Source organism: Curtobacterium sp. MCBD17_028 (assembly GCF_003234875.1).
GTDB lineage: Bacteria > Actinomycetota > Actinomycetes > Actinomycetales > Microbacteriaceae > Curtobacterium.
This window is the reverse complement of record NZ_QKTQ01000001.1, coordinates 319,194-345,846: the sequence shown is the minus strand read 5'-3', so window position 1 is coordinate 345,846 and position 26,653 is coordinate 319,194. Positions and strand designations below refer to the sequence as shown.

Here is a 26,653-nt window from a genome sequence, read left to right as displayed (position 1 = left end):
GCACGTGTCCGCTCGGATCCCTCCGGTCCTCCGTCCCGAACACCCGGCCGCACGCCCGCTCGCCGAACTCGTCAACGCGTTCGGCCTGCGCGTCGTCGGTTCGTCGGACGGCATCGAGGTCACCGGCGTGACCCTCAGCGCCGCCGAGGTGCAGCCGGGGGACGTCTTCGTCGGCGTCCACGGAGCGCACCGTCACGGGGCCGAGTTCGCGGCTGACGCTGCCGAGCGTGGTGCCGTCGCGGTGATGACGGACGACGCCGGGGTGGCCCTGGCGGCACCGAGCGGTCTCCCCGTGATCGTCGTCGAGGACCCGCGCGCGGCGCTCGGAGACGTGTCCGCGTGGGTGTACCGCACGACGCAGGACGCCGAGGACCTGCCGCAGCTCTTCGCCGTGACCGGCACGAACGGCAAGACGAGCACCGCCTACCTGCTCGAGGCGGTCCTCGGGCAGCTCGGGCTCGTCACGGGACTCAGCTCGACCGCGGAGCGGCACATCGGGCAGCTCAGCGTGACGAGCCGCCTCACGACGCCGGAGGCGAGCGAGATGCACGCGCTCCTCGCCCGGATGCGTGAGAGCGAGGTGCGCGCGGTCGCCGTCGAGGTGAGCGCCCAGGCCCTCAGCCGACACCGGGTCGACGGCATCGTGTTCGACGTCGTCGCGTTCACGAACCTCAGCCACGACCACCTCGACGACTACGCCGACATGGAGGAGTACTTCCAGGCGAAGCTGCCCCTGTTCCAACCCGAACACGGGCGTCGGGGCGTCGTCTCGCTCGACTCGGAGTGGGGGGCGCGCGTGGTCGCCGAGTCCCGGATCCCGGTCACGACGATCACGGTCCGACCCGAGGTCGAGGCCGAGTGGCGCGTGGAGATCACCGAGGCCGCTGCCGCGTACACCGAGTTCCGGCTCACCGGCCCCGAGGGCCGGTGGTTGACCACCCGCGTCCCGCTCATCGGGTGGCACATGGCCGCGAACGCCGCACTGGCGATCGTCATGCTGGTCGAAGGCGGGTTCGAGCTCGGCGCCATCGAGCAGGCCCTCCGCCACGAGGACGGCACGAGCGGTATCGACGCGTACCTCCCCGGCCGCACCGAGCGGGTCTCCGGCGACGAGGGACCCAGCGTCTACGTCGACTTCGGGCACAGCCCCGACGCCTTCCTCAACACCCTCGCCGCGGTCCGGCAGTTCACGCCCGGCAACGTGATCATGCTCTTCGGCGCGGACGGCGACCGGGACACGACGAAGCGGGCGGACATGGCCCGCGTGGCCGCGGCGGGCAGCGACGTGCTCGTCGTCACCGACCACCACCCGCGATTCGAGGACCCGGCGTCGATCCGCAAGACGCTCGTCGACGCCGCACGCGAGGCCTACCCGGACCACGAGCTGTACGAGGTCACGCCGCCCGAGGCCGCCATCCGGCACGCCGTGTCGCTCGCCGGCGAGGGCGACTCGATCCTCTGGGCGGGACCGGGACACCAGGACTACCGCGACATCCGCGGGGTCCGGACGGAGTACTCCGCCCGTGACGAAGCACGCGCCGCCCTCCGTGAGGCCGGCTGGACCCCGGGGGAGGCCCGCCGGTGATCGCGCTCACCCTCGCCGAGGTCGCCGCGGCGGTGGACGGCGAACTCGTCGCCGGCGCGCCCGAGCGGGTCATCGAGGGCTCCGTCGAGACGGACTCCCGGCTCGTCGGGCCCGGGTCGGTGTTCTTCGCCCTCGCCGGCGAGACGACCGACGGCCACCTGTTCGTCCCCGCAGCGGTGTCGGCGGGGGCGGCGCTCGTGATCACCGAGCGCGTCACGGCGACCGAGGTGGCGGGCCGGCCGGACGCCGACGTCGCCCAGATCGTCGTCGCGGACGGCTACGGCGCGTTGGCCGCGCTCGCGCACGAGGTCGTCGCCCGGGTCCGCGCCGGCGGCCGCCTGCGGGTGGTGGGCATCACCGGCTCGAACGGCAAGACGAGCACCAAGAACATGCTGCGCACGATCCTGTCCCGGCACGGCGAGACCGTCGCACCCGAGGGCTCGTTCAACAACCACGTCGGCGCGCCGATCTCGATGCTGCGACTCACGCACGACACGCGGTTCCTCGTCGTCGAGATGGGCGCGAGCGGTGTCGGGCACATCGCGAAGCTCGTCCGCATCGCCGAGCCGGACGTCGGGGTCGTCCTCAAGGTCGGACTCGCGCACGCGGGCGAGTTCGGCGGGATCGAGGCGACCCAGCGCGCGAAGTCCGAGATGGTGACCGACCTGCCGTCGACCGCGACCGCCGTGCTCAACATCGACGACGACCGCGTTGCCTCGATGCGCGCGCTGACAGCCGCACGGGTCGTCGGCTTCGGCACCTCCCCGGACGCCGCGTACCGCATCGGGGACCTGACGAGCGACCGGCACGGCACCGCGTTCACGCTGACCCGTCGGAGCACGGATGCGTCGGCGGTGCCGGGAGGCCCGAACCAGGCCGAGGAGACCGTCACCGTCCGCCTCGCCATCCTCGGCGAGCACCACGCCATGAACGCCACGGCCGCGCTCGCGGTCGCCGCCGAGTGGGGTGTCCCGCTCGCCGACGGTGCCGAGGCGCTCGCCACGATGACGCGCGCCGAGCGGTGGCGGATGGAGCTCCTCCACGGCGGCCCGGAGGGCGTCACGGTCGTGAACGACGCGTACAACGCCTCGCCGGACTCGATGGCCGCCGCGCTCCGGACGCTCGCGCAGATCGCCCGTCCGGGCGAGCGCACCGTCGCGGTGCTCGGCGAGATGGCCGAGCTCGGCGAGTACTCCGTCGAGGAGCACGACCGCATCGGACGGCTCGTCGTCCGCCTCGGCATCGGGCAGCTCCTGGTCGTCGGGCCCGGAGCGCTCCCCATCCACCAGGCCGCCTCCCTCGAGGGATCGTGGGACGGCGAGTCGGTCTACGTCGAGGACGCCGAGGACGCCGTCCGTACCCTGCAGGACATGCTCCGCCCCGGCGACGTCGTCCTGGTCAAGTCCTCGAAGTCCGCCGGTCTCCGACACCTCGGTGACCGCATCGGAGGTGTTCCGGCATGATCGCACTGCTCATCGCCGCGGCGGTGTCGCTCGTGTTCACGTTGCTGCTCACCCCGCTGTTCATCAAGCTCTTCCACCGACTCGGGTGGGGGCAGTTCATCCGCGACGACGGTCCGCAGTCCCACCACACCAAGCGCGGGACGGCCACCATGGGCGGGATCGTCCTGATCCTCGGGTCCGTCATCGGGTACTTCGTGGGGCACCTCGCCGGCCGCGACACCGTGACCCTGTCCGGGATGCTCGTGCTGTTCCTCATGGTGGGGCTCGGCGTGGTCGGGTTCGTGGACGACTTCCTCAAGGTGCGTCGGCAGCGGAGCCTCGGGCTCGGCGGCTGGGCGAAGGTGCTGGGGCAGGTCATCGTGGGCGTGATCTTCGCGACGGTCGCCCTCGTCGTGCCGAACGCGCACGGACAGTACCCGGCGTCCAAGATGATCTCGGCCGTACGGGACATCCCGTGGCTCGACTTCATGGCCCTCGGCACCGTCATCGGGACCGTGCTCTACCTCGCGTGGATCGTGTTCCTCACGGTGTCCACGTCCAACGGTGTCAACGTCGCCGACGGGCTGGACGGGCTGGCGACCGGGTCGAGCATCCTCGCGATCGCGTCCTACATCTTCATCGGCTTCTGGCAGTACAACCAGGAGTGCGGCGGAGCGCGACTCGACGACAGCGTCGTGCACGCGTGTTACCGGGTGACGAACCCGCTCGACCTGGCGGTCGTGGCCGCGTCGATCTGCGGCGGGCTCATCGGGTTCCTCTGGTACAACACGTCGCCGGCGCAGATCTTCCTCGGTGACACCGGCTCGCTCGGCCTCGGGGGCGCCCTCGCCGCGCTCGCGATCCTCAGCCGGACGGAGCTGCTGCTCGTCCTCATCGGCGGCCTGTTCTTCATCGTCACCGGCTCGGTCATCCTGCAGCGGGCCTACTTCAAGATCACCCACGGCAAGCGCATCTTCCTGATGAGTCCGCTGCACCACCACTTCGAGCTCAAGGGCTGGGCCGAGGTCACGGTCGTCGTGCGGTTCTGGATCATCGCCGGACTCTGTGTCGCCGCCGGCGTCGGGCTGTTCTACCTCGAGTGGATCACGAGAGCCAACGCATGACACGACCCACCCGGGCCTCCCGGCTCGACGGTCTGACCAGCTGGCACGCCACCGGATGGCGTGGGCTCCGCGTGGCGGTGCTCGGGCTCGGCGCCACCGGGTTCTCGGTCGCCGACACCCTCGTCGAACTCGGCAGCGAGGTCACCGTGTGGTCCGAGGACGCCCCGGAGGACCGCGTCGAGCTGCTCGGCGTGATCGGCGCGCGGTTCGTGCGGACCTCCCTGGCGACCGTGCCGGACGAGCTCGTCGTCGCCGCCCCGGACCTCGTCGTCGCGTCACCCGGGTTGCCGCCGTCGAACCCGACGCTCGCCTGGGCCGTCGAGCACAGCACGGTCTGGGGCGACATCGAACTCGCCTGGCGCGTCCGCGACAAGGTGGTGCGTCCGAGCGGACCCGCGCCGTGGGTGCTCATCACCGGGACGAACGGCAAGACGACCACGACGCAGCTCACCCAGGCGATGTACGCGGCCGGGGGCTGGCGTGCCGCGGCCTGCGGCAACATCGGCGTCCCCGTGCTCGACGTCGTCCGCGACCCGGACGGGTACGACGTGCTCGTCGTCGAGCTCTCGAGCCACCAGCTGCACAGCATGCCGACGACCGGACCGGGCGCCGTCGTGCCCCTCGCGTCCACGTGCCTCAACCTCGCCGACGACCACCTCGAGTGGCACGGATCCGCCGCGGCCTACCGGGACGCCAAGGCGAAGGTCTACGCGAACACCGTCGTCGCGTGCGTCTACAACGTCGTCGACGAGGCCACGCGGCGCATGGTCGAGGACGCCGACGTCGTCGAGGGGTGCCGTGCCGTCGGGTTCACCCCGGGCGTCCCGGCGCCGGGCGACGTCGGGGTGGTCGAGGACGTGCTGTGCGACCGTGCGTTCCTCGACGACCGGCGGAACGCCGCGCTCGAACTGGCCGCGCAGGCGGACCTCGAGCTCGCCGGCCTCGCGTCGCCGCACATGACGATGAACGTGCTCGCGGCGGCGGCGCTCGCCCGCGCCGGTGGTGTGACGCCCGCCGACATCCGTCAGGCGGTCCGGGGGTTCCGTCCCGACCACCACCGCACGGAGCTCGTGGCGGTCGCCGACGGCGTGCGCTGGGTCGACGACTCCAAGGCGACGAACCCCCACGCTGCAACGGCGTCCCTCGCGGCCTTCGAGGACGTGGTGTGGATCGTCGGCGGCCTGTTCAAGGGCGTCGACGTCGACGACCTCGTGGCCCGGTTCGGACCCGAGGTGCGTGCGGCCGTCGTGATCGGGACGGACCGCGCACCGGTGCTCGCGGCATTCGCACGACACGCGCCCGATGTGCCCCTCGTCGAGGTCCTCGCATCGGACACTGAGCAGGTCATGCCCGAGGCGGTCCGGCATGCCGCCGCGGTCGCACGACCCGGCGACACGGTCCTCCTCGCCCCGGCTGCCGCGTCGTTCGACCAGTTCGGCTCCTACGCGGACCGGGGGCGCCGGTTCGCGGCGGCCGTCCACGAGCACCTGGGAGGAGACGCCGATGGCGAACCCGCCGACGACCGTCCGCACGGGGACGACCCGGACCGGGGGCGGTGACCGGTCTGCCGGTGCGGCCGCTCGACGCGCGAACGGGGCCGTGGTCGCGGTCCGCCAGCTGTTCGTCGCCGAGACGGGCGCGTTCTACACGATCCTCGGGGTGACCCTGTTCCTCGTCGTGTTCGGCGTGGTCATGGTCCTGTCCTCGTCGAGCGTCGAGCAGTACGCGGCCACGAAGGACTTCTTCGGGGCCTTCACGCGACAGGGCATGTACGCCGTGATCGGCGTCCCGCTCATGCTCGTCGCATCGCGGCTGTCGGTGCGCTTCTGGCGGAAGTGGGCGATGCGGATCGTCGTCGCGGGCCTGATCGTGCAGGCGCTCGTCGTGCTCACACCGCTCGGGTACTCGATCCAGGGCAACCGGAACTGGATCCGGATCGGCTCCTTCACAGCGCAGCCGTCCGAGATCCTCAAGCTCGCCCTCGCGCTCGGCATCGGTGCGATCATCTACGCCAAGCGGGACAAGCTCGACGACTGGCGCGAGGTCTTCATCCCCGTGGGGCTCGCGGCGCTCGGCTCGATCGGGCTCGTCCTCGTCGGCAAGGACCTCGGGACCGCGATCATCATGATGCTGCTCGTGTTCGGTGCGCTGTTCATCGGCGGCGCCCGCCTGCGGCACCTCGGGGTGGGTGTGCTCGCGATCGCGGTGGTCGTCCCGTTCCTCACGATGTCATCGAGTTCGCGGTCGTCCCGGATCAGCGCCTGGTTGTCGGGCTGCACGAACTCGAACCAGTACCAGGACCTCTGCTGGCAGCCCGTGCACGGCATGTGGGCGCTCGCGTCCGGCGGGGTGTTCGGTGTCGGCCTCGGCAACTCGAAGCTCAAGTGGTCGTGGCTGCCCGAGGCGGACAACGACTTCATCTTCGCGATCATCGGCGAGGAGCTCGGGCTCATCGGCGCGATCGTCGTGCTCGTCCTCTTCGTGGTCCTCGCAATCGGGTTCGTCAAGGTGATCCGGACCTCCCGCGACCCGTTCGTGCGGACGGTGACCGGCGCGGTGATGGTGTGGATCGTCGGGCAGGCACTCGTCAACATCGCCGTGGTGCTCGGCCTCCTGCCCGTGCTCGGCGTGCCGTTGCCGTTGATATCCGCGGGTGGCTCGGCGCTCATCATGACGCTCGTCGCGATCGGCGTCGTCCTGTCCTTCGCCCGCGTGGCTCCGGACGCCGACACCGCAGTACCCGTGGACGGGCACCTCGTCGCGGCGCAGCGATCCGCGGCGGCCGCGGCGGCGCGTGCCGGCCGGGTCGCGAACCCCGGACGGGGTGCTCGGTGAGCCGCTTCCTCTTCGCGGGCGGAGGCACGGCGGGGCACGTCAACCCGCTCCTCGCCGTCGCCGACCGGCTGCGCGAGCGTCGTCCGGACGACGACGTGCTCGTGCTCGGCACGGCCGAGGGCCTGGAGGCGCGGCTCGTCCCCCTGCGCGGCTACGAGTTGGCGACCATCCCGCGCCTGCCGTTCCCGCGCCGTCCGAACGCGGCGGCTGTCCGGTTCCCCGGCGCCTTCCGGCGCACCGTGGCCCACACCGAGGCCCTGATCCGGGATCGCGGCATCGACGCCGTGTTCGGCGTCGGCGGGTACGCCGCCGCGCCGGCCTACATCGCCGCACGGCGGACGGGCGTCCCGCTCGTGGTGCACGAGGCGAACGCCCGTGCGGGGCTCGCCAACCGCCTCGCCGCGCGCTTCACCGACCACGTCGGCACCACGTTCTCGAACACGCGCCTCCCGCACGCCCGCCTCGTCGGCATGCCGCTCCGGCGCGAGATCGAGACGCTCGACCGACGCGCCGCCCGCGCCGAGGGGCTGGCCGCGTTCGGTCTCGACCCCGCGCGCCCGGTGCTGCTCGTGACCGGAGGCTCTTCCGGCGCGCGACGGATCAACGAGACCGTCCACCGCGCCGCGGCCGCCGTGCTCGGGGTGGGGTGGCAGATCCTGCACATCGTGGGCGCGAAGTCCGACATCGGCCCCTCGTCGCTCGAGGGGTACCACGTCCTGCAGTACTGCGACCGCATGGACCTCGCCATGGCCGCCGCGGACTTCGTGGTCTCCCGATCGGGCGCGGGGATGGTCTGCGAGCTCACCGCCGTCGGCCTGCCGAGCGTGCTCGTGCCGTATCCTGTCGGCAACGGCGAGCAGCGGCTGAACGCCCGCGACGTCGTCGAGGCCGGCGGCGCGGTCCTGGTGGCGGACGAGGCGTTCCTGCCCGAGTGGGTGACGTTCGACCTGCTCGGGATCCTCCAGGACCGGGCGCGGATCGCGGACATGGCGGTGCGCGCGGGCAGCGTCGGACACCGCGACGGCGCCGATCGCATGACGGACCTCGTGATCGACGCGCTCCGCGGGCGCGGCGCGGGACGGACGGAGGAACCATGACCATCAAGCCCGACCTGTCGCAACCGATCCCCGACGACTTCGGCACCGTGCACTTCATCGGCATCGGCGGTTCCGGCATGAGCGGCATCGCACGGATGTTCCTCGCCGCCGGGCACCGGGTCACCGGGTCGGACTCCCGGGAGTCCGCGACGACGGGACGCATGCGCGAACTCGGTGCCGACGTCCGCATCGGCCACGACGCCGCGAACGTCGGTGACGCCGACACGGTCGTCGTCACGAGTGCGTTGTGGCCCGACAACCCGGAACTCCTGGAGGCCCGGCGTCGCGGTCTGCCGGTCATGCACCGGTCGCAGGCCCTCGCAGCGCTCATCGCGGGCCGGCGGCTCGTCGCGGTCGCGGGCGCGCACGGCAAGACGACGTCGACCGGCATGATCGTCACGGCCCTGGTGGAGCTCGGCCTCGACCCGAACTTCGTCAACGGCGGCGTCATCCAGTCCCTCGGTGTCAGCTCGGGCAGCGGTGCGAGTGACACCTTCGTCGTCGAGGCGGACGAGTCCGACGGCTCGTTCCTGCTCTACGACACCGCGATCGCCCTCGTCACCAACGTCGACGCCGACCACCTCGACCACTACGGCAGTGAGGACGCGTTCATCGACGCGTTCGTGACGTTCGCCTCGCGCGCGTCCGAGCGGGTGGTGATCTCGAGCGACGACGCCGGAGCGCGACGCGTCACGGCCGGTGTCCGGGCGACCGCGCACGCACCGTCCATCGTCACGTTCGGTGAGGCCGACGACGCCGACGTCCGCGTGACCGATGTCGTCGAGACCGCCGGCGTGCAGGCCGTGGTCCACGTCGCGGGCGTCGCACACCCCCTGGCGCTGCGGGTACCCGGGCGGCACAACGCGATCAACGCGGCGGGGGCCGTGGCCGTGCTCGTCGGGCTCGGGGTCGACGCGGCGGACGCCGTCCGTGGCGTCGAGGCCTTCGGGGGGACGGAGCGGCGGTTCGAACTGCACGGCACCGAGCGCGGCGTCCGCGTCTACGACGACTACGCGCACCACCCGACCGAGGTCGCGGTGGCGCTGCGCGCCGCGAGGAGCGTCGTCGGCGAGGGCCGCGTCATCGCGATCCACCAGCCGCACCTGTACTCCCGCACACGGCTCATGGCCGGGGACTTCGCCCGCGTCTACGAGGAGCTCGCGGACCACACGGTCGTGCTCGACGTGTACGGCGCCCGTGAGGACCCGGAGCCCGGGGTGACCGGAGCGCTCGTGCAGGAGCGGTTCACCGACCAGTCGCGCGTCGACTACCTGCCGGACTGGTCCGAGGCGGCGGCCCGTGCCGCCGACCTCGCCGAGGACGGCGACATCGTCATGACGCTGAGCTGTGGCGACGTCTACCGGATCATCCCGCAGGTGCTCGCCGACCTGCACGGCGGCCGAGTCGCGGCGGAGGCCCCGGCACGGTGAAGCGTCCCGAGGGGTTCGACCCGGGCTCGCTGCCGGTCCCGGAGCGTCCGGCGCCGCCGCATGAGGACCGTGCCGCGTCGGACACGGACGCGAGCGCTCGCGGTGGTGCGACACCGGGTGGTGCGACACCGGGTGGTGCGACGCCGGGTGGTGCGACGCCGGGTGGTGCGCCGTCGGATGGTGCGCGGAGCCTCCTGACCGGTGCGACGGGTCAGCGGCTCGGCGCGGGCATCACCGCACTGGCCAGCCGGTTCCGTGCTCTGAGCCCGGACGAGGACTTCGTCGACCCCGTGGCGCAGGAGCGCGCCGCCGCGCGTGCCGCACGGGCCGCCGAGGCCGCCGAGGATCCCGACGGCGACCACGAGCGGCCGCTGGGCGCGGGCGTCCGCGCCGCCGAGACCGCTCGCGAGGCCCGCCGCCGTCGGCGTCTGGTGGAGCGCCAGGAGGTCCGTCGGTTCACGCGGCGGAGCCGCCACCGGCGTGCAGCGTGGCTCACATCCGGCGCGGTGCTGCTCGTGCTCGTGCTGTCGGTCGTCGTGGCCGTGTACTCACCGCTCATGGCGCTCCGGACGATCGAGGTGCGGGGCACCGACCGGGTCGACCGGCAGCAGGTGCTCCACGCGGTGGACGGCCAGCTCGGCACGCCGCTCGCCCGGATCGACTTCGGTGCCATCAAGCGGCAGCTCGCCGGGTTCCCGCTCATCGCGAGCTACGTGACCGAGGAGGCTCCGCCGCACACGCTCGTCATCACGGTGACCGAACGCGAGCCGATCGTGGCGGTGAAGACCGGGTCCGGGTACGACCTCGTCGACCCCGCGGGCATCGTCGTCGAGTCCGACCCGAAACAGCCCGCCGGGATGCCGCTCGCGGCGGTGCAGCCGTCCCAGCTCGGCAGCACGGCCTTCCGGTCGATGACCGAGGTCGTGCTGGCGCTGCCCACCTCGGTGCGCTCCACGGTGACGCAGGTGACCGCGAGCACGTCGGACGACGTGACGCTCACCCTGCACTCCGGTGCGAAGGTCGTCTGGGGGAGTCCCGACGACTCCGCCGCGAAGGCCCGGCTCCTCGCGGCACTGATGACGTCGCAGGCGCCCTCGGGCAAGGTGGAGTACGACGTCTCGGCGCCCGACAACGGGATCGTGCGGCAGCAGCGATCCGCGGGATGATGGGCGTGCACGCCGATTCGCGGGTCGCTCCTGCGACACGCGGCGTGGCGTCGTCCCTCGTTCGGAGGGGCACCCCTAGCGTCGTCAGCAGTACCCATACCAGCAAAATCCCTGAACTTCAACCAGAGGTTGAGGCTTGCTCTCGGAGAGCACTACCGGAGGCCGGACCAACGTGACCACGAACCACAACTACCTCGCCGTCATCAAGGTGGTCGGCGTCGGCGGCGGCGGCGTGAACGCCGTCAACCGCATGATCGAACTGGGTCTCCGCGGTGTCGAGTTCATCGCGATCAACACGGACGCCCAGGCGCTCCTGCTCAGCGACGCCGACGTCAAGCTCGACGTCGGCCGCGAGATCACCCGTGGGCTCGGTGCTGGTGCCGACCCGGAGGTCGGCCGTCGCGCCGCCGAGGACCACGCGGAGGAGATCGAGGAGGCCCTCGCCGGCGCCGACATGGTGTTCGTCACCGCGGGTGAGGGCGGTGGCACCGGGACGGGCGGCGCGCCGGTCGTCGCGCGCATCGCGAAGTCGATCGGTGCGCTCACCATCGGTGTCGTCACGAAGCCGTTCGGGTTCGAGGGCAAGCGCCGTCAGGCGCAGGCCGAGAACGGCGTCGCCACGCTCAAGGACGAGGTCGACACGCTCATCGTCGTGCCGAACGACCGCCTGCTCGAGATCAGCGACCGCGGTATCAGCATGGTCGAGGCGTTCGCGACCGCCGACCAGGTGCTCCTTGCCGGTGTCCAGGGCATCACCGACCTCATCACGACCCCGGGACTCATCAACCTCGACTTCGCCGACGTCAAGAGCGTCATGCAGGGGGCCGGGTCGGCACTCATGGGCATCGGTTCCTCACGCGGCGCGGACCGTGCGATCAAGGCCGCCGAGCTCGCGGTCGCGTCGCCCCTCCTCGAGGCCTCGATCGACGGCGCGCACGGCGTGCTGCTCTCGATCCAGGGTGGGTCGAACCTCGGCATCTTCGAGATCAACGACGCCGCCCGCCTGGTGCAGGAGGCCGTCCATCCCGAGGCGAACATCATCTTCGGTGCGGTCATCGACGACACCCTCGGCGACGAGGTCCGGGTCACGGTCATCGCCGCGGGCTTCGACGGCGGGGAGCCGTCCGGGCAGCAGCAGAAGGACCGCCGGTCGAGCTACGTCGACCCGGACACGACCGCCCCGGTCGCGGCGAGCCACGCGCACGACGAGACCGCTCCGGTCGCCTCCTGGGCGACGCAGGAGCACGAGCCGCCCGTGCAGCGCGCAGCCGACCCGGCGTTCGACGACGACGACGACGAGCTCGACGTCCCCGACTTCCTGAAGTGAGTCGGGTGGACGGGGCCGAGCCGCCCCTCCCGTCCGGGGAACCCGGTCTGGAGGAACGGCTCGGCTCCGTCCGCAACGGCATCGCCGACGCCGCGCGAGCCGCGGGGCGCGGCGTCGACGAGCTGACGCTCGTCGTCGTCACGAAGTACCACCCGGCTGCACTCGTCCGGTCCCTGGCCGCACTCGGCGTCACCGACGTGGGGGAGAACCGGCACCAGGAGGCGCAGGCCAAGGCGGCCGAGCTCGCCGACCTGTCGCTGCGCTGGCACTTCGTGGGCCAGCTCCAGAGCAAGAAGGCGCGGCAGGTCCGTCGCTACGCGGACGTCGTGCAGTCGCTCGACCGGGCCAGTGTCGTCGACGCGCTCGCACCGACGGAGGGCGAGCCGCACCCGCGGGTGATCGACGGCTTCGTCCAGGTGAACCTGACCACCGATCCCGCACGCGGTGGCGCTCAGCCGTCCGAGGTCGACGCACTCGTCGAGCAGGTGCTGGCATCCGGCGGCGTCCGCCTGCGCGGCGTCATGGCCGTCGCTCCGCTCGACGAGGAGCCCCGTCGGGCGTTCGCCCGGCTCCGCGCGATCTCCGAGCGCGTGCGTGCGGTGGCGCCGTCGGCGACCGCGATCTCCGCCGGCATGAGCGGCGACTACCCCGACGCCGTGCTCGAGGGCGCGACACACCTTCGGATCGGGACGGCAATCACCGGAAACCGCCCGGCTCCTCGTTAATCTCGCACTGGACACGCACGAGCACCCACCACCCGGAGGAACCATGGCCCACCCGCTGCGCAAGACGATGGTGTACCTCGGCCTCGCCGACGAGGACGTCGAGTACGACGAGCCGGCCGCCCAGGCCGCGCCCTCCCAGCCGACCGCGGTCGCGACCCAGCCCGTCGTCCAGGCGGCTCCGCCCGCGCCCACCCAGTCACCCGTCGCGTCCGTCGCGACCCAGAACCAGCAGCGCGCGCAGGTGACCCCGCTCCGACGCGCCCACGCACAGAAGGCGACCCCGGTCCAGGAAATGAACGAGATCCTCACCGTCCACCCCCGCGAGTACAAGGACGCGCAGTCCATCGCCGAGAGCTTCCGCGACGGCATCCCCGTGATCATCAACCTCACCCAGATGACCGAGGGCGACGCGCGTCGCATGATCGACTTCGCGAGTGGCCTGTCGCTCGGCCTCTACGGCAAGATCGAGCGCGTCACGAGCAAGGTGTTCCTGCTGTCGCCGGCGCACGTCGCGGTGAGCGGCGAGCCCGCTGAGGTAGAGTCCGACATCGAGGCGTCCTTCTTCGCCCAGTCCTGAGGACCGCTCCCCGCGCATCCTCCGCCGGGTCCACACCGGCCCCGGCGCCCGCCCCGACCGAGCGAGTTGATCAGCCCCGATGGTGTCCCTCGTCGCGAGCATCCTGCACCTGCTGCTCCTGATCTACTTCTTCATGATGTGGGCGCGGTTCGTGCTCGACCTGCTGCGGACCTTCAACCGGTCCTGGCGGCCCCGGGGTGCCGTGCTCGTCATCGCCGAGGTCGTGTTCGGGGCCACCGACCCGCCCATCCGCGCCGTCCGACGGGTGCTCCCGCCGATGCGCATGGGCGCGGTCGCGCTCGACTTCGGGTGGAGCATCGTGATGCTCCTCGTGATCATCCTGATGGGTGTCACGGAGCGCTTCGCCATCGCCTGACCGCGCGTCCGACCCGCGCCACACCGGGCGCCGCAGGGGGTGCGGCCGACCGGCGGTGTACGGTGGTCGGGACCCGATGCGCGTCATGCGCGCATCCGCACCGGAGGTCACGGCTGGTAGGTTCGGTCGTGACCGTTCGGTTCCACACGATCAGCAGTTCTATTGAGGTGACGGCAATGGCTTTGACGCCGGAAGACGTAGTCAACAAGCGGTTCCAGCCGACGAAGTTCCGCGAGGGCTACGACCAGGACGAGGTCGACGACTTCCTCGACGAGGTCGTCGTGGAACTGCGTCGTCTCGGGCAGGAGAACGAGGAGCTGCGCCAGCGCCTCAGCGCTGCCGAGGCCCGCGCCGCCGAGACGCCCGCGCCGGCCCCGCAGCCGGAGCCGACCCCGGAGCCGGCGCCCGTCGCCGCCGCGCCGGAGCCGACCCCCGCTCCGGCGCCCGTCGCCGCCGCCGCCCCCACGACGACCACGACCGACGACGAGACCGAAGGCACCTCGAGCCTCCTGCAGCTCGCCCGTCGCCTGCACGAGGAGCACGTCCGCGAGGGCGTCGAGAAGCGTGACGCCCTCATCGCCGAGGGTCACGCCACCGCCGCGCGTCTCGTCTCCGAGGCCGAGGCGCAGCAGCGCCAGATCCTCGCCGACGCGGAGCAGCAGCAGCGGCAGCGTGTGTCGACCTACGAGCAGGAGCGCAAGCAGCTCGAAGGTCGCATCGAGGAGCTCCGCACGTTCGAGCGTGAGTACCGCGCGCAGCTCAAGAACTACATCCAGGGCCAGCTGCAGGAACTCGACAGCGCGAGCAACGAGCAGCCCAGCGGGTTCCAGCCCGCGCCGGCGTCGGCGCAGGGCTTCGGGTCCAACTGACGTTGCCCCAGCCCCACCCGGCTGCACCAGCCGAACGTCCGGCGAAGGTCAGTGTCCGCGCGATCGCGGCACTGGCCTTCGCCGCTGTCTGCGTCTACGCACTCGACCAGGTCGTCAAGGCCCTCGTCGTCGCCCACCTGACCTACGGCGCGACCGTGCCGGTGCTCGGCGGGCTCCTGCAGCTGCACTACGTCACGAACCCCGGCGCCGCGTTCTCGTTCGCCACGGGTCAGACCTGGATCTTCTCGATCGTCGCCGCCGCGGTGGTCGTCGCGATCGTGATCACGGCGCGGCGCATCCGCTCCCTCTGGTGGGCCGTGCTCTTCGGCATGTTGCTCGGCGGTGCCCTCGGGAACCTGACGGACCGCCTGACGCGGCCGCCGGGCTTCGGGCGCGGCCAGGTGGTCGACTTCATCTACACCCCGTGGATGATGCCGGCGATCTACAACATCGCCGATTCGTTCATCTGCATCAGCATGGCGATCTTCGTCGTGCTCACGCTGCTCGGCGTGAACCTCGACGGCACGCGGACGCCGTCCAAGCGGACCCAGGCCGCCCGCGCCGGCGCCGACGACCGTGCCGGCACGGACGACCGGGAGGCCCAGGGGCGCGTCCCCGGGGCGGCGCCGGCCACGGACGGGGGAGCCACCGCGGTCACGAGCGAGGCGACGTCCGCCGTGGGGGCCGCACCCGACGCGACCGCGGGCGGACCGGCGGACGGGGACCGGGCCTCCAGGCCGTCGCTCGGGCACGACGCGACGTGAGCGAGTCGCGCAGCCTGCCCGTGCCTGACGGGCTCGCGGGCGAGCGTGTCGACGCGGCCATCGCCAAACTGCTGGGGTTCAGCCGGTCGTTCGCCGCGGACGTCGTCGCCGCCGGCGGCGTCCGGGTCGACGGGGTCGTCGTCGACAAGTCGGACCGCCTGCACGCCGACAGCTGGCTCGAGGTCGAGTGGTCGCCGAAGGAGTCGCCGCGGGTCGTCCCGATGGCGGTGCCCGGCATGACGATCGTGTACGACGACGAGGACATCGTGGTCGTGGACAAGCCGGTCGGTGTCGCGGCGCACCCGTCGCCGGGCTGGGACGGGCCGACGGTGCCCGGCGGCCTCGCGGCGGCGGGGTTCACGATCGCGACCTCGGGTGCGGCGGAACGCGCGGGCATCGTGCACCGGCTCGACGTCGGGACGAGCGGCCTCATGGTCGTGGCCAAGACGGAGCTGGCGTACACGGCGCTCAAGCGCGCGTTCAAGGAGCGGACGGTCGACAAGGTCTACCACGCGCTCGTGCAGGGGCATCCCGATCCCACCTCCGGCACCATCGACGCCCCCATCGGCCGCCACCCCTCGAGCGACTGGAAGTTCGCGGTCGTCGCGGACGGCAAGCCCAGCGTGACGCACTACGAGACCCTCGAGGCGTTCCGTGCGGCGACACTGCTCGAGGTCCACCTGGAGACCGGCCGGACCCACCAGATCCGCGTCCACATGGCGGCCACCCGGCACCCGTGCGTCGGGGACACGACGTACGGCGCCGACCCGGTGCTCAGCGCGGAACTCGGGCTGACGCGGCAGTGGCTCGACGCCGTCCGGCTCGGCTTCGAGCACCCCCGCACGGGCGTCTGGGTCGAGTTCGAGGCGGCGTACCCGGACGACCTGCGACACGCCCTGGAACTCGTCCGCGAGGGCTGAACCCGCGCGGCCCGACCACGCGATGTCGTCCGTGCCCGTTACGATTCCCGGACCAGGTCAGAGCATCGATCGCCGGAGGTTCCGTGGCGGACAGCGACTCCTTCGTCCACCTGCACGTGCACAGCGAGTACTCCATGCTCGACGGCGCGGCGCGGATCGGACAGCTCGTCGGCGAGACCGCCGCGCAGGGCATGCCGGCGGTCGCCGTGACGGACCACGGCAACATGTTCGGCGCGTTCGACTTCTGGAAGACGGCTCGTGGTGCCGGGGTCAAGCCCATCATCGGGACCGAGGCCTACATCACGCCCGGCACCCACCGGAGCGACAAGACCCGGATCCGATGGGGCGACGGCGGCGGCGACGACGTCTCCGGTGCCGGCGCGTACACGCACATGACGCTGCTCGCCGAGACCACCGAGGGCATGCACAACCTCTTCCGGTTGTCCTCCCGCGCCTCGATCGAGGGCTACTACTTCAAGCCGCGCATGGACCGCGAGCTCCTGTCGACGTACGCCAAGGGCCTCATCGCGACCACCGGGTGCCCCTCGGGCGAGGTCCAGACGCGGCTGCGCCTGGGGCAGTACGACGAGGCCGTCCGGGCCGCGGCCGACTACCGTGACATCTTCGGCGCCGACAACTACTTCTGCGAGATCATGGACCACGGGCTCGGCATCGAGCGTCGGATCATGACGGACCTGATCCGCCTCGCGAAGGACCTCGGCCTCCCGCTCGTCGCCACGAACGACCTGCACTACACGCACGCGGGCGACGCCACCTCGCACGCGGCGCTGCTCTGCGTGCAGTCCGGGTCGACGCTGAACGACCCGAACCGGTTCAAGTTCGACGCCGACGAGTTCTACCTCAAGACCCCGGCACAGATGCGGCACCTGTTCCGCGACCACCCGGACGCCTGCGACAACACCCTGGCGATCGCCGAGCGGTGCGACGTCGAGTTCGACACCTCGGCGAACTACATGCCGCGGTTCCCGACGCCCGAGGGCGAGAACGAGGAGTCCTGGTTCGTCAAGGAGGTCGAGAAGGGGCTGCACTACCGCTACCCGGACGGCATCCCGGACGCCGTGCGGAAGCGGGCCGACTACGAGGTCGGCATCATCACGCAGATGGGGTTCCCGGGGTACTTCCTCGTCGTCGCGGACTTCATCAACTGGTCGAAGGACAACGGCATCCGCGTCGGGCCGGGCCGCGGTTCCGGTGCCGGGTCCATGGCCGCCTACGCCATGCGCATCACGGACCTCGACCCACTGGCACACGGTCTGATCTTCGAGCGGTTCCTCAACCCGGACCGCGTCTCGATGCCCGACTTCGACGTCGACTTCGACGACCGTCGCCGCGGTGAGGCGATCAAGTACGTCACCGAGAAGTACGGCGACGAGCGCGTCGCGCAGATCGTCACGTACGGCACGATCAAGGCGAAGCAGGCCCTCAAGGACTCCTCGCGCGTCCTGGGGTTCCCGTTCGGCATGGGCGAGAAGCTCACGAAGGCGATGCCGCCGCCCGTGATGGGCAAGGACATCCCGCTCACGGGCATCTTCGACCGCGACCACCCGCGCTACAAGGAGGCCGCGGACGTCCGCGCCGTCGTCGAGTCGGACCCCGAGGCCCGGACGGTCTTCGACACCGCCCTGGGGCTCGAGGGCCTGAAGCGACAGTGGGGTGTGCACGCGGCCGGCGTGATCATGTCGAGCGATCCGCTCATCGACATCATCCCGATCATGAAGCGCGAGCAGGACGGCCAGATCGTCACGCAGTTCGACTACCCGGCTGCGGAGTCGCTCGGGCTGATCAAGATGGACTTCCTGGGGCTCCGCAACCTCACGATCATCAGCGACGCCATCGACAACATCAAGATGAACCGGGGGACCGACCTCGACCTCGAGTCGCTCACCCTCGACGACCCCGAGGCCTACGCGCTGCTGCAGCGCGGTGACACGCTCGGCGTCTTCCAGCTCGACGGCGGTCCGATGCGTGGGCTCCTCCGGCTCATGCGCCCCGACAACTTCGAGGACATCTCCGCGCTCATCGCGCTGTACCGCCCGGGGCCGATGGGTGCGAACTCGCACACGAACTACGCCCTGCGCAAGAACGGCGAGCAGGAGATCACGCCCATCCACCCGGAGCTCGCCGAGCCCCTCGCCGACATCCTCGACACGACCTACGGCCTGATCATCTACCAGGAGCAGGTCATGGCGATCGCGCAGCGGGTGGCCGGATTCTCGCTCGGTCAGGCCGACATCCTGCGGCGGGCGATGGGCAAGAAGAAGAAGTCCGAGCTCGACAAGCAGTACGCGGGCTTCGAGCAGGGCATGAAGGACAACGGCTACTCCGACGCGGCCATCAAGACGCTGTGGGACATCCTGTTGCCCTTCTCCGACTACGCGTTCAACAAGGCGCACTCGGCGGCGTACGGGGTCGTGTCCTACTGGACGGCGTACCTCAAGGCGCACTACCCGGCGGAGTACATGGCGGCGCTGCTGACCAGCGTCGGCGACGCCCGCGACAAGCTCGCGCTGTACCTCAACGAGTGTCGGCGCATGGGCATCAAGGTCATGCCGCCCGACGTCAACGAGTCGATCGGGTTCTTCGCCGCCGTCGGCGAGGACATCCGGTTCGGCATGGGCGCCGTGCGCAACGTCGGCTTCAACGTCGTCGACGCGATCGTGGAGGCCCGTGGGCAGAAGGGGCGCTTCGAGTCCTTCCACGACTTCCTCCGCAAGATCCCGATCACCGCCGCGAACAAGCGCACCGTGGAGTCCCTCATCAAGGCCGGTGCGTTCGACTCGCTCGGTGACACCCGGCGTGCGCTCGTCGAGATCCACGAGGGTGCGGTCGAGGCCGCGGTCAAGATCAAGCGCGACGAGGCGAACGGCAACGTCGGGTTCGACTTCGACAGCTTGTTCGCGGAGGTCGCCGAGACCGCCGCGCCCGTGTCACAGGTGCCCGAGCGGCCGGAGTGGTCGAAGCGTGACAAGCTCGCCTTCGAGCGCGACATGCTCGGTCTCTACGTGTCCGACCACCCGCTCGCCGGCCTCGAGGTCGAGCTCGCCAAGCACGCGTCGATGTCGATCGCCGACATCGTCGCGGCCGAGGACCACATCGACGGCGAGACCGTGACGGTCGCCGGACTCCTGACGAGCGTGCAGCACCGGGTGTCGAAGAACTCGGGCAACCCGTACGGCATCGTGCAGATCGAGGACTTCGCCGGCGAGATCGGCGTCATGTTCCTCGGCAAGACCTACCAGGAGTTCGGCCCGATGCTCCAGGCGGACGCCATCGTCGTCCTGCGGGGTCGGGTGAGCGTGCGCGACGACGGCAAGAGCCTGCACGCGGTGAGCATGTTCGCGCCGAACGTCGGCGACGCCATGGGCTCGGGGCCGCTCACGCTGTCGTTGCCGGAACGGCGTGCGACGACCGAGACCGTCTCCGAGCTGGCGAAGGTGCTCGGCCGTCATCACGGGGACACCGAGGTGCGACTCCGGCTCCTCAAGGAGGACGCCGCGCGCACCTTCGAGATCCCGTTCCCGGTCGCGTTGACGCCGGATCTCTTCGGCGAGCTGAAGAGCCTGCTCGGACCGTCCTGTCTCGTGTGACCTGCGCCGTCGGTGACCGGGTCGGCCTCGGTAGGCTGGGCTGGCCATGATGCGACGAATCGACCTCCGCGGCGGACTGCCGGACCGCGCCGAACTCCTCCGACTGATGCCGCGGGCCGCGGGTGACGTCGCGAGTGCGACGACCGCGGCGCGTGACCTGGTGGACGACGTCCGTGACCGCGGTGCCGCCGCGCTCCGCGAGCAGGCGGAGCGGTTCGACGGGGGCGCGCCCGGCGCCGTCCGCGTGGGAGCGGCAGCGATCGGCGCAGCAGTGGCCGGACTCGACCCGGTGGTCCGGAACGCGCTCGACGAGGCCATCCGGCGCGTCCGTGCGGCGAGCACCGCCCAGGTGCCCCAGGCCGCGATCACCACGCTCGCCGACGGAGCCGAGGTCCACCAGCGGTGGCGCCCCGTGCGTCGGGTCGGCCTCTACGTGCCGGGCGGCAAGGCCGTGTACCCGTCGAGCGTGGTCATGAACGTCGTGCCGGCCCAGGTGGCCGGGGTGCGGTCGATCGCCCTCGTGTCCCCGCCCCAACGCGACCACGGACACGGCGTGCACCCGACGATCCTGGGGGCCGCGGGCCTCCTGGGCGTCGACGAGGTCTACGCGATGGGCGGTGCGGGTGCGATCGGGGCACTCGCGCACGGTGTGCCGGAGATCGGGCTCGAGCCGGTCGACCTCGTGACCGGTCCCGGCAACAACTACGTCGCGGCGGCGAAGCGGCTCGTCCGCGGCCTCGTCGGCATCGACGCCGAGGCCGGCGCGACCGAGATCCTCGTCATCGCCGACGCCTCCGCCGACGCCGAGTACGTCGCCGCCGACCTGGTGAGCCAGGCCGAGCACGACGAGCAGGCGGGCAGCGTCCTCGTGACGACGTCCGAGGCCCTGGCCGACGCGGTCGACGCCGCGATCCCGGCACAGCTCGCCCGGCTGGCCACCGCGGACCGCGTGCGCGTGGCGCTCGGCGGCCCGCAGTCGGCCGTCGTGCTCGTCGGCTCGCTGACGGACGCCGCCGCGGTCAGCAACGCGTACGGACCGGAACACCTCGAGATCCAGACGGAGGACGACGACGCCGTGCTCGCGGAGATCGACAGCGCCGGTGCGGTGTTCGTCGGGCCGTCCGCTCCGGTCAGTCTCGGCGACTACCTCGCGGGGTCGAACCACGTGCTCCCGACGGGCGGGCAGGCCCGGTTCGGCGCCGGCCTCTCGGCGGCGACGTTCCTGCGCCCGCAGCAGATCGTGCGCTACGACGCGGAGGCCCTCGCCGAAGTCGGTCCGCGCATCGTGGCGTTGGCCGAGGCGGAGCAGCTGCCGGCGCACGGGGCCGCCGTGGCCGCACGCCTCGCCCGCTCCTGACCACCCGGTACGATCGTCTGCGACATGTTCTGCCCCTTCTGCCGCCACCCGGACTCGCGCGTCGTCGACTCCCGGACCAGTGACGACGGCACGTCGATCCGCCGTCGTCGCCAGTGCCCGAACTGCGGGCGCCGGTTCTCGACCACCGAGACCGCGAGCCTCAACGTGGTCAAGCGCAACGGGGTGCTCGAGCCGTTCAGCCGCGAGAAGATCATCTCGGGCGTCCGCAAGGCGTGCCAAGGTCGCCCCGTCACCGACGCCGACCTCGCCGTGCTCGCCCAGCGCGTCGAGGAGATCGTCCGTTCGTCCGGTGCGAGCCAGATCGACGCGAACGACATCGGGCTCGCGATCCTCGATCCGCTCCGCGAGCTCGACGAGGTCGCGTACCTGCGCTTCGCCAGCGTCTACCAGGCGTTCGAGTCGCTCGACGACTTCGACGACGCCATCAAGCAACTGCGCATCGACCACCACGCCGACGCCGACGCCGACGCGGCGGCGGGCCGCAGCGCGACGAGCGCCGGATGAGCGGCGTCGCCGAAGTCCTCCTCCGGGCCGGGTACAAGGTCGTGTTCCGGGTGGTGTTCGCCCGGATGGACCCAGAACGCGCGCACCACCTGGCCTTCGGCGTGATCCGTGTCCTGCCCCGGCTCCCCGTGCTCGCGGGACTGGCCGAGCGCTACGGACGGCCCGGTGCCGCAGACGGCGTCACGACGATGGGCATCCACTTCCCGTCGCGCTTCGGGATGGCGGCGGGGTTCGACAAGGACGCCAAGGGCGTCATCGGGCTCGGGCTCCTGGGGTTCGGGCACGTCGAGGTCGGCACGCTCACCGCCCGACCGCAGCCCGGGAACGAACGGCCCCGGTTGTTCCGGCTCGTCGCCGACCGAGCGCTCGTGAACCGGATGGGGTTCAACAACGGCGGTGCCGCGCGGGCCGCCCGGCGCCTCGAACGCGCGCGTCGCTTCCCGGGCCGCCCCGTCATCGGTGTCAACATCGGCAAGAGCAGGGTCGTCCCGGTGGCCGAAGCCGTCGACGACTACCTCGAGTCGACCCGCATGCTCGCGCCGTTCGCCGACTACCTCGCCGTGAACGTCAGCTCGCCGAACACCCCTGGGCTCCGCGGTCTGCAGGAGATCGACCAACTCCGGCCGCTGCTCTCGGCCGTGCACGGCGCTGCCCGGGGCGTGCCGACGCTCGTGAAGATCGCACCGGACCTGACTGACGAGCAGATCGACGCGATCGCGGCACTCGCGGTGGAGCTCGGGCTCGCGGGTGTCATCGCGACCAACACGACGGTCGAACGCACGGGGCTGCGCGCCGCCGAGGACGTCGCCGCCGCCCTCGGCGTGGGTGGTCTCTCGGGCGCGCCGCTCGCGGAGCGGTCCCTCGCGGTCCTGCGTCGCGTGCGCGCTGCGGTACCGGACGACTTCTGCGTGATCGCGGTCGGCGGGGTGACGACCGAGGCCGACGTCGAGGCCCGCATCGAGGCCGGCGCGACGCTCGTGCAGGGCTACACGGCGTTCCTCTACGAGGGACCGACGTGGGCCATGCGCATCAACCGACTGCGTCGGCGTCGCCACCGGCGTGCGGCGCGGCGCGCGGCTGCCGCGGCGCGCGCCTGATCGGCCGCAGGAACGACGGGAGGCCCGGTGCGAGCGTGCACCGGGCCTCCCGTCCGTCCGGTCGTCAGACGGGGTACTGACCGCGCTTGACCTGCGGCTTCGGCAGTCGGAGGAACCGCATCTGGAACTGGCGGGTCACCACGTAGAGGAACGTGCCACGCTGCAGCGACCCCGACCCCCACTTCGCGGTGATGCGACGGCGCAGCGCGAGGAACGTGACGACGGCGTCGAGCAGGAACAGCGCGACGAAGAGCCAGATGAGGACGAACGCGATGCCCTCGATCGCCGTCACGGCCAGCGAGACGATGAGGAACACCGCCATGAGGGGGAGCATCACCTCGCCGACGCTCCATCGGGCGTCGACGTAGTCGCGGACGTACCGGCGCTGCTCACCGCGGTCCTTGGCCGGGAGGTAGCGCTCCTCGCCGTTCGCCAGACCGACGCGAGCACGCTCGCGGTCGTCCGTCAGGCGTGCCCGCGCGGCCTTGCGGTCCGCCGGGGTCGCGCCGACGATCGGGCGCCGGTTCGCGGCCTCACGCTCCCGACGGCTCGGGGTGGGTCGCCCCTTGCCCCGGGCGGGGGCGCCCGCCGCGAGGAGTTCCTCGTCGGACGGGTTGACCGTCGTGTTCGTCTTGGGTTGCGCCTTGGCCACGGTGTCCTCGATCGTTGCTCGGACTGACAAGATTACCCGCATGACCGACTCCGCACAGCACGCGCCCGAGACCGATCCGACCCTGCTCGCCGCGCTGCGCGACGCGGTCCAGGGCGGCCTGCCGACCACCATCGCCGACCTGTCGGCGCTCATCCGGATCCCCTCCGTGTCGTGGTCCGCGTTCGACCCGTCCGCGGTCCAGGCGAGTGCCGAGGCCGTGGCCGACCTCGCGCGCTCCACGGGCGTGTTCGAGGACGTCCGGGTCGTCCGCTCCGCGATCGCGGGCGCCGAGGGCGAGGGCGCCGACGCGACGGCCGGAACGGACGGGGGCGCGGCGCTCGGACAGCCGGCGGTGCTCGCGGTGCGGCGCGCGCGGAACGGCCGACCGACCGTGATGCTGTACGCGCACCACGACGTCCAGCCGCAGGGTGACGAGGCGCTGTGGGAGACGCCGCCGTTCGAGCCGACCCTCCGCGGGGAGCGTCTGCACGGGCGGGGCGCTTCGGACGACAAGGCCGGCGTGATGACGCACATCGCGTCGCTGCGCGCCCTGCGTGCGGTCGTCGACGACGCCGACCTCGACCTCGGCATCGTCCTCTTCGTCGAGGGCGAGGAGGAGTTCGGGTCGCGCTCGTTCACCACGTTCCTCCGCGAGCAGCGCGAGCACCTCGCGGCCGACGTGATCGTCGTCGCGGACAGTGACAACTGGTCCACCGACGTCCCGGCGATCACGGTGAGCCTGCGCGGCAACGTGACCTTCCGCTTGACGGTGACGACGCTCGAGCACGCGTCGCACAGCGGGATGTTCGGCGGTGCCGTGCCGGACGCGATGATGCCCATGGTGCGCCTCCTCGCGTCGCTCCACGACGACGCCGGCACCGTGGCGGTGCCCGGGCTCACGCGGTACGACGGTCCGGTGCCCGCGCGGAGCGAGGAGCAACTCGCGGCCGAGGCGGCGTTCGTCGACGGCGTCCGGCCCGTGGGGGAGGGCCCGCTGCTCGGCCGCATGTGGTCCGGGCCCTCGGTGACCGTCACGGGCATGGACGTGCCGAGCGTGGCGAACGCGTCGAACACGCTCCTGCCGACGGTCTCCGCGCGGGTCTCCATCCGGGTCGCCCCCGGGCAGTCGGCGACCGACGCCTTCGCGGCCGTGGAGGCGCACATCCGGGCCAACACCCCGTTCGGCGCGCGGGTCGACATCACCGACGTCGACACCGGCGACGGGTTCCTCGTCGACACGAGCGGCTGGGCCGTGCGCGAGGCCCGGACGGCCATGACCGAGGGGTGGGGTGCGCAGCCGGTCGAGCAGGGGATCGGCGGCTCGATCCCGTTCGTGTCGGACCTCGCCGCCGAGTTCCCCGCCGCGCAGATCCTCGTCACCGGCGTCGAGGACCCGGACACCCGCGCGCACAGCCCGAACGAGTCGCAGCACCTGGGCGTCCTGCACCGCGCGATCGCCGCCGAGACGATCCTGCTGGCCCGCCTCGGCACCCGCTCCGTCTGAGCGGCCCGCCGTCGGGCCTCCCGTCCGGTCCGCACGACCCGGGAGGCCCGACCCGGTGTACGGCGTCGGTGCGCGCGCCTACAATCGGAACGAGCCGCGGTGACCTGCACCGCGCGGAGGGAGACGGCGATGACCGACACCACCACGACGATCGAGAAGCCGGCCGCGGCACCGTCCCACGGCGTGCTGCTGTCCGACGCGGCCGCGGCGAAGGTCGCGAGCCTGCTCGAGCAAGAGGGCCGCGACGATCTCCGGCTCCGTCTGGCCGTCCAGCCGGGCGGCTGCTCGGGCCTCATCTACCAGCTGTACTTCGACGAGCGCCTGCTCGAGGGTGACGCCACCGCCGAGTTCGACGGGGTCGAGGTGGTGGTGGACCGGATGAGCGTGCCCTACCTCGACGGTGCGACCATCGACTTCGAGGACACCATCCAGAAGCAGGGTTTCACCATCGACAACCCGAACGCGCAGGGCAGCTGCGCGTGCGGCGACAGCTTCCACTGACCAGCACCGATCGCGGCGCACGCAGGGCACCGGCCCTGCCGGGGCACCGCGGCGAGCGAGGGACGACCGGGCGACCGGCGTCCCTCGTGCTGCGTTGGGCGACACCTGTGGGCTTCCGAAGCCGCCCGCGAGCGTGTCGCGTGTGCACGTCGGCACCCTGGCTGCGAGTAAGCTAGGAGTGTTCCACCCAGTCTGGGAACGAGCCCTGCGTCGAGCTGATTCGATGCGGTCACGTCCCGACAACCGTCTTCGCGAGAGGTAACAGTGCGTTCGAATCGCCGTATACGTTGGGCGGCCATCCCGGTGGCCGTCGGTCTGGTCATCGCACTGGCCGGTTGCACGCAGCAGCAGCTGAACGGCTGGCTGCCGGGCACCGAGCACACGCGGGACACGACCAACCACACGAGTGCGACGGTCGGCCTCTGGGTGACGAGCTGGATCGTCCTCCTCGCGGTCGGTCTCATCACCTGGGGCCTGATCATCTGGGCCGCGGTGGTCTACCGCCGCCGCAAGGGCCAGACCGGCCTCCCGGTGCAGCTCCGGTACAACATGCCGATCGAGATCTTCTACACGATCGTGCCGCTCATCCTGGTGCTCGGCTTCTTCGCCTTCACCGCCAAGGACCAGGCCGCGATCGAGAAGCCGTTCGCACACCCCGACGCCACCATCCACGTGTACGCCAAGCGCTGGGCGTGGGACTTCAACTACATCGACCAGAACGACGCCAAGAAGTCGGTCTACTACCAGGGCATCCAGGCCCAGGAAGAAGACAACGGCACCGGCGACATCAAGACCAACCAGCTGCCGACCCTCTACCTGCCCAAGGGCAAGAAGGTCGAGATCGAGCTGTCCTCGCGCGACGTGGACCACTCGTTCTGGGTCGTCGACTTCCTCTACAAGAAGGACACGATCCCCGGCCGGACCAACTACGAGTACTTCATCCCGGAGAAGACCGGCACCTACCAGGGCAAGTGTGCCGAGCTCTGCGGCGAGTACCACTCGCTCATGCTCTTCCAGGTGAAGGTCGTGTCGCCGGCGAAGTACCAGGCGTACCTGGCGTCCCTCCGCGACCAGGGCAAGGTCGGTCTGCTCGGCAACGAGTACAACACCGACTCGAACCAGCCGAACAACGTGGCGCCCGCGCAGGCCGCCGGTACCGAGAAGTAAGGCTC

At 71.4% G+C, this 26,653-nt stretch carries 23 protein-coding genes; 22 read left to right on the top strand and 1 reads right to left on the bottom strand.

Annotation, left to right across the window (positions count from 1 at the left end; translation table 11 throughout):
• Positions 1–4: 4 nt before the first annotated feature.
• The 19 genes from DEI86_RS01580 (at position 5) to DEI86_RS01490 (ending at position 22,824) form a co-directional block, all read left to right on the top strand.
• On the top strand, positions 5–1,585 hold the full coding sequence (locus tag DEI86_RS01580) for a Mur ligase family protein (RefSeq protein ID WP_111048733.1): 1,581 nt from the start codon (positions 5–7) through the stop codon (positions 1,583–1,585).
• A complete protein-coding gene (gene murF, locus DEI86_RS01575; protein ID WP_111048628.1) occupies positions 1,582–3,048 on the top strand; it encodes a UDP-N-acetylmuramoyl-tripeptide--D-alanyl-D-alanine ligase in 1,467 nt (488 codons plus the stop codon). The genes DEI86_RS01580 and murF overlap by 4 nt, the downstream gene beginning before the upstream one ends.
• Complete coding sequence (gene mraY / locus DEI86_RS01570) at positions 3,045–4,151, top strand: phospho-N-acetylmuramoyl-pentapeptide-transferase (protein ID WP_111008631.1); 1,107 nt, start codon at positions 3,045–3,047, stop codon at positions 4,149–4,151. Before murF ends, mraY begins: the two co-directional genes overlap by 4 nt.
• Positions 4,148–5,710, top strand: coding sequence for a UDP-N-acetylmuramoyl-L-alanine--D-glutamate ligase (gene murD / locus DEI86_RS01565; protein WP_111048627.1), 1,563 nt, complete (start codon positions 4,148–4,150; stop codon positions 5,708–5,710). Before mraY ends, murD begins: the two co-directional genes overlap by 4 nt.
• Entirely contained in the window at positions 5,655–6,986 is a 1,332-nt protein-coding gene (gene ftsW / locus DEI86_RS01560; RefSeq protein WP_111048626.1) for a putative lipid II flippase FtsW, read from the top strand. Before murD ends, ftsW begins: the two co-directional genes overlap by 56 nt.
• A complete protein-coding gene (locus DEI86_RS01555) occupies positions 6,983–8,083 on the top strand; it encodes a glycosyltransferase (protein ID WP_111048625.1) in 1,101 nt (366 codons plus the stop codon). The genes ftsW and DEI86_RS01555 overlap by 4 nt, the downstream gene beginning before the upstream one ends.
• Positions 8,080–9,513: a UDP-N-acetylmuramate--L-alanine ligase gene (murC, locus tag DEI86_RS01550; protein WP_111008635.1), complete on the top strand. Its 1,434-nt coding sequence runs from the start codon at positions 8,080–8,082 to the stop codon at positions 9,511–9,513. The genes DEI86_RS01555 and murC overlap by 4 nt, the downstream gene beginning before the upstream one ends.
• Positions 9,510–10,679: an FtsQ-type POTRA domain-containing protein gene (locus tag DEI86_RS01545; protein ID WP_111048624.1), complete on the top strand. Its 1,170-nt coding sequence runs from the start codon at positions 9,510–9,512 to the stop codon at positions 10,677–10,679. The genes murC and DEI86_RS01545 overlap by 4 nt, the downstream gene beginning before the upstream one ends.
• 172 nt (positions 10,680–10,851) lie before the next feature.
• Positions 10,852–12,006 carry a cell division protein FtsZ gene (gene ftsZ, locus DEI86_RS01540; RefSeq protein WP_111008637.1) on the top strand — a complete coding sequence of 385 codons (1,155 nt, stop codon included), beginning with the start codon at positions 10,852–10,854 and terminating at the stop codon, positions 12,004–12,006.
• The gene (locus tag DEI86_RS01535; protein ID WP_258368404.1) at positions 12,003–12,731 is read left to right on the top strand and encodes a YggS family pyridoxal phosphate-dependent enzyme; all 729 of its coding nucleotides are present in this window, start codon (positions 12,003–12,005) and stop codon (positions 12,729–12,731) included. The genes ftsZ and DEI86_RS01535 overlap by 4 nt, the downstream gene beginning before the upstream one ends.
• A gap of 43 nt (positions 12,732–12,774) precedes the next feature.
• Positions 12,775–13,308: a cell division protein SepF gene (locus tag DEI86_RS01530; protein WP_111048623.1), complete on the top strand. Its 534-nt coding sequence runs from the start codon at positions 12,775–12,777 to the stop codon at positions 13,306–13,308.
• Between the two features lie 79 nt (positions 13,309–13,387).
• Positions 13,388–13,684, top strand: coding sequence for a YggT family protein (locus DEI86_RS01525; RefSeq protein ID WP_111012624.1), 297 nt, complete (start codon positions 13,388–13,390; stop codon positions 13,682–13,684).
• Between the two features lie 176 nt (positions 13,685–13,860).
• Positions 13,861–14,553, top strand: a complete 693-nt coding sequence (locus DEI86_RS01520) for a DivIVA domain-containing protein (RefSeq protein ID WP_111008641.1) — start codon at positions 13,861–13,863, stop codon at positions 14,551–14,553.
• A gap of 2 nt (positions 14,554–14,555) precedes the next feature.
• Positions 14,556–15,317 carry a signal peptidase II gene (lspA, locus tag DEI86_RS01515; RefSeq protein ID WP_258370074.1) on the top strand — a complete coding sequence of 254 codons (762 nt, stop codon included), beginning with the start codon at positions 14,556–14,558 and terminating at the stop codon, positions 15,315–15,317.
• Positions 15,314–16,237, top strand: coding sequence for an RluA family pseudouridine synthase (locus tag DEI86_RS01510; RefSeq protein ID WP_111008642.1), 924 nt, complete (start codon positions 15,314–15,316; stop codon positions 16,235–16,237). Before lspA ends, DEI86_RS01510 begins: the two co-directional genes overlap by 4 nt.
• 134 nt (positions 16,238–16,371) lie before the next feature.
• A complete protein-coding gene (gene dnaE / locus DEI86_RS01505) occupies positions 16,372–19,845 on the top strand; it encodes a DNA polymerase III subunit alpha (protein WP_375342161.1) in 3,474 nt (1,157 codons plus the stop codon).
• 46 nt (positions 19,846–19,891) lie between these two features.
• Positions 19,892–21,202 (top strand): histidinol dehydrogenase, encoded by a 1,311-nt coding sequence (hisD, locus tag DEI86_RS01500; RefSeq protein WP_111012622.1) that lies wholly within the window; start codon positions 19,892–19,894, stop codon positions 21,200–21,202.
• A 24-nt stretch (positions 21,203–21,226) separates the two neighbouring features.
• A complete protein-coding gene (nrdR, locus tag DEI86_RS01495; RefSeq protein ID WP_111012621.1) occupies positions 21,227–21,727 on the top strand; it encodes a transcriptional regulator NrdR in 501 nt (166 codons plus the stop codon).
• Positions 21,724–22,824, top strand: a complete 1,101-nt coding sequence (locus DEI86_RS01490; protein WP_111012620.1) for a quinone-dependent dihydroorotate dehydrogenase — start codon at positions 21,724–21,726, stop codon at positions 22,822–22,824. Before nrdR ends, DEI86_RS01490 begins: the two co-directional genes overlap by 4 nt.
• A gap of 64 nt (positions 22,825–22,888) precedes the next feature.
• Here DEI86_RS01490 and DEI86_RS01485 read toward each other — a convergent pair whose 3' ends face one another.
• On the bottom strand, positions 22,889–23,506 hold the full coding sequence (locus tag DEI86_RS01485) for a DUF3043 domain-containing protein (protein WP_258368406.1): 618 nt from the start codon (positions 23,504–23,506) through the stop codon (positions 22,889–22,891).
• A gap of 10 nt (positions 23,507–23,516) precedes the next feature.
• Here DEI86_RS01485 and DEI86_RS01480 point away from each other — a divergent pair, with 10 nt between their 5' ends.
• The 3 genes from DEI86_RS01480 (at position 23,517) to coxB (ending at position 26,648) form a co-directional block, all read left to right on the top strand.
• Positions 23,517–24,980, top strand: coding sequence for a dipeptidase (locus DEI86_RS01480; RefSeq protein ID WP_111012619.1), 1,464 nt, complete (start codon positions 23,517–23,519; stop codon positions 24,978–24,980).
• Positions 24,981–25,109: 129 nt separating this feature from the next.
• Positions 25,110–25,481, top strand: coding sequence for an iron-sulfur cluster assembly accessory protein (locus DEI86_RS01475; RefSeq protein WP_111008933.1), 372 nt, complete (start codon positions 25,110–25,112; stop codon positions 25,479–25,481).
• A 264-nt stretch (positions 25,482–25,745) separates the two neighbouring features.
• Complete coding sequence (gene coxB / locus DEI86_RS01470) at positions 25,746–26,648, top strand: cytochrome c oxidase subunit II (RefSeq protein WP_111008649.1); 903 nt, start codon at positions 25,746–25,748, stop codon at positions 26,646–26,648.
• The last annotated feature ends 5 nt before the right edge of the window (positions 26,649–26,653 follow it).